The sequence below is a fragment of the Candidatus Galacturonatibacter soehngenii genome (assembly GCF_008830185.1).
In the GTDB taxonomy this organism is placed as follows: domain Bacteria; phylum Bacillota; class Clostridia; order Lachnospirales; family Lachnospiraceae; genus Lachnotalea; species Lachnotalea soehngenii.
Genome location: NZ_WAGX01000004.1, coordinates 69,672 through 82,322, shown reverse-complemented (window position 1 = coordinate 82,322; position 12,651 = coordinate 69,672). Strand labels below are relative to the sequence as shown.

The window sequence follows — 12,651 nt, the reverse complement described above, 5'->3', positions numbered from 1 at the left end:
AACACAATTAAAAAATTAAGGAGGCAGTATGATTAACCACCTCCTTCAATAAAGTATTCATAGAACCAATATAAAAATTAACACTATTATTTGTATTATCATGTATCATGTACAATCATTCGTCTTCTTCTTTATGAAATCATAAAAAAAGGAAACCATTGGGCCTAAGCAAATCGTAATAAAGATTGTCCCTATTCCGATTTCTCCCCCTAATATGAGCGCCAATAAAACACATATGATGTCCATACCAATCTTTACATTCCGTATTGGCAACCCTCTTTCTTTACAAGCTACTATGATATCGTCAGTCGGATTCGTTGGTAATTCAGACAACATATAGCTCGCTATTCCAAAACCAATTATTGTTATACCGATGAAAAGAAACGTAATTGAAAGAAAAAGGGACGCACTGCGTGTATTTGATAAAACACCCTTCCATAACTGTGTAGTAATGCCAACTAAAATAGCTGTAATAAATGTTGTAATTCTCGGGATTTTTTTTCTTATTAACGCACTGATTATCATTGCAATGAATGCTGTACCTATAATTGCATAAGAGCTCGAAACTCCAATACGCTCTCCCAGTATAAAGTTTAAAGCATCATATCCTCCCGCCCCCATATGAGAATTAATTGTAAATACTACTCCTAAAGGCATCATTATTATTCCCATTACGTACAGTATGATTTTTAACAGTAGTTTTTTATGACTTTGAATGTATTTCATCGAACTTCCTTAATATGAAATAATAACGATGAGAAATCACCATATTTCTTACCTTCTTTATTTCGATCTAGAGGCAATCCTGCATACATCAGTTCGCTTCCATACATGATACACTCTTTATCATTAAGTATTAATTGGTATTGTTTATTTGGGTCTAGTCCTTTTAACTTAAATCTAACAAAACCAGCATTTGCATAGTTTAACTTAAAATAATAAACTGCAATTGCTTCTGTTTTATTTTTAGAAACAACGCTCCAAGCTGTATCTTCTGATTCAAAAGGGCTTTGAATTCTAAAAAATGTTCCTTCATGTATTAATTTTCTATATTTTTTATATAACTCGATTTGATTTTTTACCTGTTCTTGTTCTTCTTTCGTTAGTTTATTTAAGTCAAGTTCATAACCAAATACTCCAAAAAAGGCTACATTTCCTCTTGTTTGAAGAGGGGTAAATCGATTAACCTGATGATTTGGAACTGCTGAAACATGAGCTCCCATAGTAGAAAGGGGATATACCATACTCGTTCCATATTGAATCTTTAAGCGTTCAATTGCATCGGTATTATCACTGCACCATATCTGTGGAGAAAAATATAACATTCCTGGGTCAAACCTAGCTCCACCACTTGCACACGATTCGAATAGAATCTCTGGATATTTAGTTGTTAGTCGACTGTACAATTCATAAACTCCAAGAATATGCTTATGCATCACTGTTCCTTGCTCTTTGGATGATGCACTTCTTGAATAACATTCGGTAATATATCGGTTCATATCCCACTTAATATAAGATATTTTTGAATCAGAAAGCAAACGATCAAGCATATTAAATATGGTGTCTATTACCTCGGGACGGGAATAATCAAGTACATGCTGATATCTACTAGGACTTTCAAATCTATCTGGTGTTGATAAAATCCAGTCAGGATGTGTTCTATATAAATCACTATTTTTATTTACCATCTCTGGCTCTATCCAAATACCAAATTTCATACCTAGTTTCTCTATCTTTTCTGAAAGGCCACTTATTCCGTCTGGTAACTTATTCTTATTCACATACCAGTCCCCAAGACCTTGTGTATCATCATTTCTAGTCCCGAACCATCCATCATCCAAAACAAATAACTCTACGCCAAGCTCCTTCGCTTTTTTTGCCAGTTGAATAATACTATCTTCGGTAAAATCCATGTATGTTGCTTCCCAATTATTCAGTAATACAGGACGCTCTCTATCTCTCCAATACCCTCTGACAAGTCTATTTCTATATAATGCATGATAAGTCTGACTCATACCATTTAAGCCCTCATCAGAATAAACCATTACAGCTTCTGGCGTTTGAAATTCATCGCCTTGATTTAATCTCCATGAAAAATTATCTGGATGAATACCAAGCATTATGCGGGTTGTATCATGAGAGCAAACTTCTATCTGCCCTAAAAAGCTTCCGCTATAGACAAGGCTAAATCCATATACTTCGCCGCAATCCTCCGTTGTATGAGACCTTTTTATCGCAACAAAAGGATTGTGCTCAGCACTACTAGCTCCTCTCATGCTATAGACAGACTGTATTCCTTGTTCTAATTTACGTATTTTAACTGCTCGTTCTCTTGCCCATGCTCCAGACAAATGTATCATTTCATAATCCTTATCTGGAATATCTACACTTACACTCATTGCATTTGCTAAAACAATTGGCTTCTCGCCTTTATGAATCAGTTTTGCACATCGTGTGATAACTGCTCTTTCTTCGTATATTGTATAGGTCAAAATAAGTTTTGTATCAATGATTTTATCATATAAATAAATCTCTATACTGGTTGCTTCTTCTTCATCTTCCACATAGGTTGAAGGCAGTGGATTTATACTCTTTTTCCCTGCATAAATGGAATGATTTACATATTCAAACTTTGATATGGTACTTCCATTTTCTTGTTCTATTTTATATGCTCCATACCTGTAATCTCCTCTTCCATAAGAAGGGTATTCTTGTCTGGTATACTGCAAACATAAATTTGACTGTGAATCGGTAGCCATAGCTGCTAATGACCGTTCTTTATCTTGATGAAGATAAGCAAAAGATTCTCTATCGTTTATTTTTTTGCCATAGTAAAGATTCCCTAACTCTCCATTTTCCATAATTTCAATAATATAACTAATATACTCATTGTAAATATGAAATTGTCTTGACTTTTCGTGAAATATAATTGGCATAAATTTCTCCTATTCTATAATTTGCCACCTGATGTGGCAATTCCTTCAATAAATTGTTTTTGAAATAATAAGTAAATAAGAATCATTGGAATACATGCAATTAAAGAGGCCGCCATTAATTCTGGAAACTTACTTGCGTACTGCCCCTGCATTTTGGCTAATGCGGATGCTAATGTAGCTTTATCATTGTTTGGATTAACTATCATTGGCCACATTAAGTCTTTATAAGCAAAAACCGTTGTAAATATACCAAGCGCTACCATTCCCGATTTTGTAAGCGGCGCCATGACAAATAAAAAGGTTTGCCCAATATTACATCCATCCAGTCTTGCCGCTTCTTCTAGATCTTTTGGAAGTCCCATATAAAACTGTCTTAGCAAAAATGTTCCAAATGCGGTTACAAATCCTGGAAATACTAACGCAAAGGTTGTATTTAACATTCCAATCTTACTCACCATTAAGTACTGTGGGATAATAAAAATCTGACCTGGAATCATCATTTGGAATAAAACGACTGAAAACGCAAGGTTTTTTCCTTTAAAATTGAGTCTACCAAATGCATACCCTGCCATAGTAGCAGTTAATACTGCTGCAATTACTCTTCCAGCAATCATAAGCAATGTATTCTTATAAAGCAATATAAAATTCATATTGTTGCTAACATTTATAAATGAATCTTTACGCCATATTTTTGGAAGAATAATGAATGGATTTATGCTTGTTGCTTCTGTAACCGATTTAAATGAAGTCAAAAACATCCATACAAAAGGAATCAGCATTGTTATTGAAAAAACAATTAAAACCAAATGAATCAATAAAGTAGTTACATTTCTTTTTATTTGCATATTTTCACCCTTCTTCCTAATTATAATGAACCCATTTTTTCTGTGCAAACAGTTGAAATCCTGTTAAAATCAATATAACGACTAAAAGAAGTACGATAATAGCTGAACCATAGCCTTTGTTTGCCTCAGTAAAGGAATATCTGTAAAACAAATAAACAAGTGACTGCGTTTTTATTAATGCTGGATTTGTTTTATCCATTACCATAAAAATAAGGTCAAATACCTGAAATGCACCGATTACTCTGGTAACTGCTACAAAGAAGATAGTAGGTGAAATCAATGGAACTGTTATTTTAAGTAATTGAAAGATTCCTGACGCCCCATCAATGGATGCTGCTTCATAATAATCTCTTGGTACCTCTTGTAATCCTGCTAAAAAAAGAACCATATTATACCCAACAATTGACCAGATTCCTATGACTGCGATTGCAAATATAGCAATGTCTGGATTTGAAATCCAATTTATTTTACGGCCTATCAAATGATTAATCAGACCGAATTCTGAGTTATAAAGCCATCTCCACACCATTGCAATAGCCGCTGGTGCTGCAACCATTGGTAAGAAAAATATAGTTCGATAAATTGCGCGTCCCGCCATTTTTCGATTTAAAAATACTGCAAGTATCAATGCGATAACGATTGAAAATGGAACTTCTACAATTGCATACTTTACAGTGTTCCAAAGTGCTTGCCATATTGCTTTATCCTGAAACATTCTAGTATAGTTACTAAACCCTACAAAGATATTTCCTTTTCCAAAATCCCCTGTCTTGAAAAAACTTTGATATATTGTTTGAAAAATCGGGATGATATTTAGAATAATCAACCCTAATAACGTTGGCAAAATAAAAAACCATCCCCAAATAAACTGATTTTTTTCCCAGGATGTTTTCTTTCCATAATCCTTTCTCATATACTCTCAGCCCTTCCTGCTATTGTCTATGCTGATTCAAGTTTTCAAAAGGCCGAAATAAAATATTTCTGCCTTTTGATTTACTTTTCTATTCTTCAGCCAGTGAAGCATTCATACTTTCCGCAATCTTTTTACATGCTTCTTCCATTGTCATTTCCCCTGTCCATGCTCCTTTAAATGTCTCAATAGCCATGTCTTCCCACACATTCGTATTTCTAGAGTATGGTCTGATTACGAGCTCAGCATCTAGCATATCAAGATGACCTTGCAGATTAAAACTATCTACACTATTTACCCATTCATCTGACGTTCCTATGTAAGCAGACATCGTTACACCTAACTGTGCTTGCTTTAGCTGTGCTTCCTTTGATCCTAAATATTCCAGTAAGCTCCATGCTGCTTCGGTATTCTTTCCATTTGCTGATGCTGCCCAGCCTAGTCCATTATATATAGAAACTCTTTTTCCATCTGGACCTTTTGGTAATACAGCAACATCACAATTTTTATTGGTGTACTCATTATCTCTAAATCCAGCTACCATCCATGATCCTTGTGTTACCATTGCTACTTTTCCAGATTGGAATAACACATCTGCTCCGTTTTCCGAAATAACCTCAAGCTCAGGGCACAAACCTTCGCGAAGCATTTTTTCAACGAATTCCATCGCCTGTATGGTTTTTGGATCATCGTATCCAGATTTTGTTTTATCATCATTGATCACATATCCGCCATAATCATAAATCATATTGTAATAGCTATCTTGGTTGTTACCTGTATTAATCGCATATCCCCATTGGCTTCCATCGTCTTTTGTTAATTTTTTTGCTGCTTCATAAAAATCATCCCATGTCCAATTTTCATTTGGATATTCTACACCTACTTCGTCAAACATGGTTTTGTTATACCATAATGCTATTGTATCAATATCTTTTGGAATCGCAAATTGCTTACCATCAGATTCATACAACTTAACAATATCATTATAATAATTATTTAGATCAATCTTATCACTTTGATTAATTTTATCGGTCAAATCAAGCAATAAGCCATTTTCCGAATATCGTTGACTTTGATTTGAATGCATCCAAAACACGTCTGGTAAAGCTCCTCCTGAAGCCCCTGCTTCTAACAATGTCCAATATTCATTCCAGGTAATAACCTGCACTTCTGCCTTGATTTCAGATTCTTTGTTCCATTCATCAAGAATTTTTTGAATTCCAGGCTGTTGATTGTTATCCCATATCGCAACGGTTAACTTATCGCCTTTACTATTAAATCCTTCTATCGTATCTTGTTGTTGCTTTTTCGTATCCCCACATCCAATCATACTAACTGTTAAAATTGATGCAAGCAAAATAGATACAATTTTTTTAACCTTCATATTTTTCCTCCCTTATATTCGGTTTTGTTATTTGCCACAAAAAAATTATATACTACATCATACAAGTTTAATATGGATTAATGTTGTATCTACATTTCTTTTTGTTATATTTTACTAAAAATAATTTAAGTTTTGTATTTTTGTTGTTATTATATCTATACTATTATTTTTTATGTTATACTTGATTTATCAAAAACCTTGTTTTAAGCTTTTTGTATAATTAAGGAAAGGAGTGCAATTCATATGCTTTTCACGCAGATGAATGGATGTAAAATATGAGTAAACCAACAAGTTACAGAAATGTTGCTGGTTTTCGCTGTCTCCTTAATATTGAAAAACAGACAAGCGACTTATACTTAGTACATTGTGGACAGCAGCAATGTACACCTGGATATACTTATAATCATAAAATTCCTAATGAATATCATTTGCATTTTGTTCTAAATGGAAAAGGGACGCTTAAAGTGTCTCAGCGTATTTATCATATCAAAAAAGATGATATTTTTTTAATACCAAAGGATGCGCATATCCATTATTATGCAGATATGGAAAACCCTTGGGAATACATGTGGATTACATTTGATGGTGAAAAGAGTGTACCCTATTTACAGCATGCAGGGCTATCAGAGGATAATCCCGTAATTCAATCAACAATTCCTAATAATGCATATCAGCCTATGATACAAAAAATACTAGACGCTAATGAGCTCACTTTTGCAAATGAAATTAAACGTGTCGGTTATCTATATGAAATTCTTTCAACACTAATTGAAGTTCAAAGCAGTATCAAAGCAAAGCAAAATAAGTATGATTATCCAAGCAATACATATGTAGACTATGCAATTCAATTTGTCAAACACAACTATAATCATATTCGTGTACAAGATATTGCTGAGTATATAGGAATTAATCGTTCTTATCTTACTTCTATTTTCAAAAAACAATTGGGCATATCGCCACAAGAATATCTTGTTAGTTTTAGACTTAAAAAGTCTGCTGAACTTTTGATAAACACCAATTTATCTATCAGTGAAATATCTAATAGCATCGGATATGAAAATCCATTGACTTTTTCAAAAATTTTTAAACAGACCTATGGTATGTGTCCTAAAATATATCGTGAAAATAATCTTTAAATATGGCAATCTAGATTGAAAAAGCTGCCGTATCTGTTCTTATAACAAAGACGGCAGCTTTCTATTAATCGTTTTGGTTATTCTTACTGTATAGTCTAATTCCTACCAGCAAACATCCTTCTATATAGGAATAGTTCTTTTCTTCTAGATAGGCAAGTAATTCTTCGCTTTCTGCACCTGGCTGAATGACTATGGATTTGAATTCTTTTTTACATTCTTGCATCAGCTTTAATCCCTTTACTGGATGAATGCATAAATCAATGATATCAATTGTATCTTCCACATCGTTGATGGATGCCAATTCCTTTCCTACACAATAGACTTTATAACCTTCTTTTAGTAGCTCGTTCTTAATACGGTACGCATACTTTTCTTCATTTAAGGTATCACCTACCACTACATATACTTCTTGTTGCATAATCTCTTTTAAATCCATACGTTACTCCTTTCAAATTGAGGAAAGGCAAGCCTTCAAAAGTGCTTGACAGCCTTCCAATACATCATCATATGTTTTGTCAAAATCGCCAGTATACCAAGGATCTGCAATATCTCTTGGTCGGTCTGAAAAATCAAGTAGTCGACAAACCTTTGCTTCTTTATCTTCTCCTATGATTCTAAAAATATTAGTTATATTTCTTTGTTCCATACCTATGATATAATCATATTGTTCATAATCTTTCTTTGTCATTTGAATTGCACACTTACCATCGACCGATATACCATATGTATGAAGTTTGTTTTTCGTTCCATAATGAACGGGGTTACCGATTTCTTCTCTGCTGGTTGCAGCTGAAGCGATGTAAAATTCATCTTGTAGTCCTTGTTTTTTTACTAAGTCTTTCATTACAAATTCTGCCATTGGGGAGCGGCAGATGTTGCCGTGGCAAACGAATAGGATTTTTATCATGTCTTATAACTCCTTGCAAATGCTGATTTTACTTGACTTTACAGTGTTTTATCCATACATAACTGTTAATACTTATTGGCATAAATATGTGTCACTAAAAGTGTCATAAATTCAAAATTCATATGACACATACTTTCTTTGAAACATATACAGCAATTTCTACCTATACCTATTACTTATTACTATTTGATACGTCCTATAATGTGCATCATCTGTATGAATACTATTTGTGGAAATCTTATCATAACCTGATAAGTAACTTCCAAGCCCAATTGAGATTGCGTCCAAAACAGAAGATTTACCTGCTCCATTTATACCAAGCAATACCGTATAATTATCTTTGAGGTCTATCTCTAATTTTTCAAAACATCGAAAATTAGCTATTTTGATATTAATTTTCTATTATTTTATATTATACCTAGTTATTACAAAGAAAACAATATAAAAAGAGGTAGCAATAGCTTCAAAACATTTAACTATTGCTACCTCTTTTACAACTAACTAGTTTATATACGAATTTACTAATTTTAGAAATTCATCAAGACTTGTAGTTGAAACGTTTTCTGCTTCATACGAGGAAGAAATACTATATTTTTCTTCAATTACATCGGCAGAAATACTATTTATTTTATTTGATGGAATTTCATTTATCGCTTTATCCTGTAGAACGACTTGGTCATCTATAACAGGATAAACACTTTGGCTTCCCCATCCATATCCCTCTTCATTTAAAAATAGTACAACTTCCATTCCTTGTGACATTTGATATCCCTGAGCCTTTTGAATATATGTGTCTGTTACACCACTTTCCTCAAAATAGATTATTTTACTTAACTCATCCCCTTTAATAGAATCTTTTATACTTATAGTAACTGGTGTAACAGGATAATACAATACATCTTCTACTTTGGTCGGATCTAGAGTTGTAGATACACGTACCTCATGCATCTGTGTTGGAGCTATTGAAACAACTTTTCCATAAACTATATTCTCCGACTCAATGGCAAGTTCTTTTACACTGTAGTCTGGATAAGTTGACGTACAGTAAACAACAGGTAGCGGTTTATACTCATTATATGCCCATATCACTATTGCTGATAAAGCTATGGCAACTAGAGTAACTATTTTTTTCTTTTTCATCATAATCCCCCTCGAATTAATTATAATATTCTACTTGCTTACTCTCTTTATCATAACTGGTTAATCCTCGTCTAATATTATTAACTTTTGAAGTTGGCTGCATTATATTTTGGGAACATGATGAACTAGAACATTTCTTTCCTATTTCATGGCAATGTGCTAAACCAATTGCATGACCAAATTCATGTACGGCTATTGATTGTATGTCGTACTTATTAGCAGCTGCTCCCACCGAAAAAGTATAATCACCATTATTAAAAGCAACATCGGCTTTACTAAGATTAGAACCAGAATAAGTTGGAATCATTTTGGCTATCCACGTTTGGTTGCTGGTTGTATATATTTTATTCTTAGAACTACTTGTTGTAACATACATTGGTACAATGGTCTTAGATGTTGAAATTTCCTTAACAGAATTCCATGAATTCATACCTGCCTGAATAGCATTCGTCCATACGGAATTAAAGCCACAGTAAAAATAGATTGTTGAATACTTATTACTCCAACGATAACCCAGTGATTTTGCACTTGCTGTTGAAGTAAACACTATAGCTACCATTACAGCAAGTATGAAAAACCTTTTTCTTACTCTCATACTCTTCCCCCTTATCGTGTGTCATTACAGTTAATCAGTTAGTATCTTTTGATTTTACTTCTTATTTTTTTATAATATCACACTTGCATATGTAATTCTTTACTATTTTATTACATTTTATTTTTATAGACATATAAATTATACGGGACCCAAGTATAGTTGGATTAACTAATTAAATCAACATCTAAAATCCTGTATTTTTATTCCATAACTTAACAACTTTTTGTATAATTAAATAAGCACGTACACTTATGTTTGAGTGTACGTGCTATAATCCACTATACTAATGCTTATGCTTGTCTCTATATTCTGTCATAAAAGTGTCATAAAACACATCATCTTATCTTCTTAAACACCGCAAATTCAATCTTTCTTACAACTTACTTCATCTACTGCCGTGGCAGACGAATAATATTTTTATCATTGTTATCAAACTACTTAAACAGACGCAAAGTGCCCAGTTTTCAATGAATTCTGTCTTTTTGATATTTTTCTTTTCTAAGCAAATTATAGCATAATTTATTAAGTCGTGACTACCTGTTACTGTCTTAAATCTTTCACCAATTCCATATATTACTGATTTATAATTATTACATATTTATTCGTATCTTATCAACCAGAGTAATATCCGCCGGCAACCATTCCACAGAATCCAATTCATCTTTAGTTAACCACATAGCCGCTTCATGCTCCTTTAGAACTAAATCACCAGACACAATCTTTGCCCAAAAACAATCCATTGAAAGATGGAACGTTGGATAATCATAATCAATCGTGTCAATCAATTCCTTAACTGCTATCTCTATTTCAAGCTCTTCCTTTATCTCACGCACAAGCGCCTCTTCTGGGGTTTCTCCTTTCTCAATTTTGCCACCAGGAAACTCCCAACCACCTTTAAAATCTCCAAATCTTCTCTGCGTCGCAAGTATAATAGTTTCACCATTTTCATTTATTTTCTTAATTATTGCTGCCACTACCCTTATAGTTTTCATGTTGCACCTCTACTTATTTACAATATATTCATATAAATCTTCTCTTACCGGAACATCTAACAACCATTCAATTTCAACAGCGGTCTTATTCGTATTTGGCATAACAAACTCTCTAATCTTACCACTTGCCCGCATTTGTCCTAAATAATAGAATTCCTTTGAAATCTTATCATCTTTATTTTTACGCACAAACAAATGTACTGAGATTCCACGCTCTTCTGCATGCAAAAAGTTCTGCATGTCCTCAGACAAAATACTTCTTCCAGACTTCGATATCGCAATCAAACTACTGCTGCTTGTAAAGTGGTCTTCGTATTTCGTCGTATCACTGATATCCTCTGATTTGTCATAGTTAATAAAAACAGGAAAAGTCTTTGTCTTCTTATCGTACTTATAACCACCAATATTCAATGGCACCTCGTTTGTTTCCCAATTAAGCAATCGGCAAACATCTTCATACGTATACTTTTGATATAAAACAAAATCCGTTTCCCTATATGTGTCAGAAAAATCTCGCTCATAGCGACTAATGCCAAATTCAATAAGCTCCTTCAAAATCTCATTAAAATCCCTATTAGCTAACATTTTCTCAAAAGATCTTGAAACATGATAGTCTGCTCCTACCACGTCATCTTTTTCAATAAAAACACACTCTGCATATGAATTTTTACTAGCTCCTGCCGGAAACTGATTTGTCATAATATTAATTATATTTTCCCTCTGTTCCTCGCTCATCTTAATACCATATCTATCTTTGAGTTCCTCTTTTAGACCTGCAAACAGCGAAAACCTAAGAGCATCTGAAAACATTCTATTCAAAAGCCTTAACTCCTGAATTCGTTTTCCATTAGCGAGCTTTTTGGATACAAATTCGATGACTTTTTCTTCTTTTAGTGTCAATCTTATTTCATATTCCTTTTCATACTTTACAAGGAATTTATAATAAGAGCATAGACTATTATTATCAAAGATACGTAGAACATCCATCTCACCGTAATCATCAAAATCTCTTAATCTCGGAATTCTACCTAGCTTGTTTTTAAGATTCCAATAATTCTCTTTGATTAGTTTAATATCGCTAAAATTTGCATTATCCACAGATACAAAAATACGTTTTCTACTTATCTCATCAAAGTGAATGGTACTTGCCCCCGGGATTACGCGCCCACCTTCCATCAGATATCTTCGAATATTATCTTTATTATAGCTACGATCTCCTGATAGAGCAATCGGAATCATAAAGTTGTTCTTGTAATTTCCGATAAAATCAAGAATTACTACATACTCCTTCTCAGATGCTTTTCTGAGACCTCTCCCTAATTGCTGAATAAATACAATCGGTGATTGTGTTGGACGAAGCATGATAACCTGATTCACTTCGACAATATCCGTTCCTTCGGAGAAGATGTCCACGGTTATAATATAATCTAAATAATCATCTTCTTTAGACTGGACCTCCATAGTCAAACGCTCAATTGCATCTGCTCTAACTTCTTCTGAATCGGCGCCACTTAATGCAATTGTTCTTAAACCATGCTCGTTAAATTTGCTAGAAAGTTCTCTTGCTTCATCTACTCTACTACAAAAAATTAAACCTTTTACACGTTTTCCTGAATATCCAAAGTATGCAGCCTGCTTCATAACATATTTCACACGGTCATCACTTGTAAGATATCTGAAATTTTCCAGCTGTTCTTCTCTTGAATTGCCTTCATCAGAAATCATTGCCAAATCTGTGATACCAAAATAGTGAAACGGACACAACAAATCTTCCTCCAGCGCCTGCTGCAATCGAATTTCATAGGC

Annotated in this window: 13 protein-coding genes; 1 reads left to right on the top strand and 12 read right to left on the bottom strand. The window is 33.6% G+C overall.

Features of this window, described 5'->3' with window-relative positions; all coding sequences use genetic code 11:
- Positions 1-105 precede the first annotated feature (105 nt).
- From F7O84_RS02985 to F7O84_RS02965, 5 genes are all read right to left on the bottom strand, one after another.
- On the bottom strand, positions 106-726 hold the full coding sequence (locus F7O84_RS02985; RefSeq protein WP_151141813.1) for a YczE/YyaS/YitT family protein: 621 nt from the start codon (positions 724-726) through the stop codon (positions 106-108).
- The gene (locus F7O84_RS02980; RefSeq protein WP_151141811.1) at positions 723-2,936 is read right to left on the bottom strand and encodes an alpha-galactosidase; all 2,214 of its coding nucleotides are present in this window, start codon (positions 2,934-2,936) and stop codon (positions 723-725) included. The genes F7O84_RS02985 and F7O84_RS02980 overlap by 4 nt, the downstream gene beginning before the upstream one ends.
- Positions 2,937-2,950: 14 nt before the next feature.
- Complete coding sequence (locus F7O84_RS02975; protein WP_151141809.1) at positions 2,951-3,781, bottom strand: carbohydrate ABC transporter permease; 831 nt, start codon at positions 3,779-3,781, stop codon at positions 2,951-2,953.
- A gap of 16 nt (positions 3,782-3,797) precedes the next feature.
- Entirely contained in the window at positions 3,798-4,694 is an 897-nt protein-coding gene (locus tag F7O84_RS02970; RefSeq protein WP_151141807.1) for a carbohydrate ABC transporter permease, read from the bottom strand.
- 88 nt (positions 4,695-4,782) lie between these two features.
- The gene (locus F7O84_RS02965) at positions 4,783-6,075 is read right to left on the bottom strand and encodes an ABC transporter substrate-binding protein (protein WP_151141805.1); all 1,293 of its coding nucleotides are present in this window, start codon (positions 6,073-6,075) and stop codon (positions 4,783-4,785) included.
- Positions 6,076-6,350: 275 nt separating this feature from the next.
- Here F7O84_RS02965 and F7O84_RS02960 point away from each other — a divergent pair, with 275 nt between their 5' ends.
- Positions 6,351-7,211 (top strand): AraC family transcriptional regulator, encoded by an 861-nt coding sequence (locus tag F7O84_RS02960; protein ID WP_151141803.1) that lies wholly within the window; start codon positions 6,351-6,353, stop codon positions 7,209-7,211.
- A 64-nt stretch (positions 7,212-7,275) separates the two neighbouring features.
- Here F7O84_RS02960 and F7O84_RS02955 read toward each other — a convergent pair whose 3' ends face one another.
- From F7O84_RS02955 to F7O84_RS19650, 7 genes are all read right to left on the bottom strand, one after another.
- Positions 7,276-7,647: a CoA-binding protein gene (locus F7O84_RS02955; protein WP_151141801.1), complete on the bottom strand. Its 372-nt coding sequence runs from the start codon at positions 7,645-7,647 to the stop codon at positions 7,276-7,278.
- Between the two features lie 12 nt (positions 7,648-7,659).
- Entirely contained in the window at positions 7,660-8,118 is a 459-nt protein-coding gene (locus tag F7O84_RS02950; protein ID WP_151141799.1) for a low molecular weight protein-tyrosine-phosphatase, read from the bottom strand.
- 159 nt (positions 8,119-8,277) lie between these two features.
- Positions 8,278-8,502, bottom strand: a complete 225-nt coding sequence (locus F7O84_RS19560; RefSeq protein WP_420886630.1) for an AAA family ATPase — start codon at positions 8,500-8,502, stop codon at positions 8,278-8,280.
- A gap of 117 nt (positions 8,503-8,619) precedes the next feature.
- The gene (locus F7O84_RS02940; protein WP_151141797.1) at positions 8,620-9,258 is read right to left on the bottom strand and encodes a hypothetical protein; all 639 of its coding nucleotides are present in this window, start codon (positions 9,256-9,258) and stop codon (positions 8,620-8,622) included.
- 16 nt (positions 9,259-9,274) lie between these two features.
- Positions 9,275-9,853, bottom strand: coding sequence for a matrixin family metalloprotease (locus tag F7O84_RS02935; RefSeq protein ID WP_151141795.1), 579 nt, complete (start codon positions 9,851-9,853; stop codon positions 9,275-9,277).
- Positions 9,854-10,443: 590 nt separating this feature from the next.
- Positions 10,444-10,845 carry an 8-oxo-dGTP diphosphatase MutT gene (gene mutT / locus F7O84_RS02930; RefSeq protein WP_151141793.1) on the bottom strand — a complete coding sequence of 134 codons (402 nt, stop codon included), beginning with the start codon at positions 10,843-10,845 and terminating at the stop codon, positions 10,444-10,446.
- A 9-nt stretch (positions 10,846-10,854) separates the two neighbouring features.
- The gene (locus tag F7O84_RS19650) at positions 10,855-12,636 is read right to left on the bottom strand and encodes a DUF3427 domain-containing protein (RefSeq protein ID WP_330578712.1); all 1,782 of its coding nucleotides are present in this window, start codon (positions 12,634-12,636) and stop codon (positions 10,855-10,857) included.
- Positions 12,637-12,651: the final 15 nt, after the last annotated feature.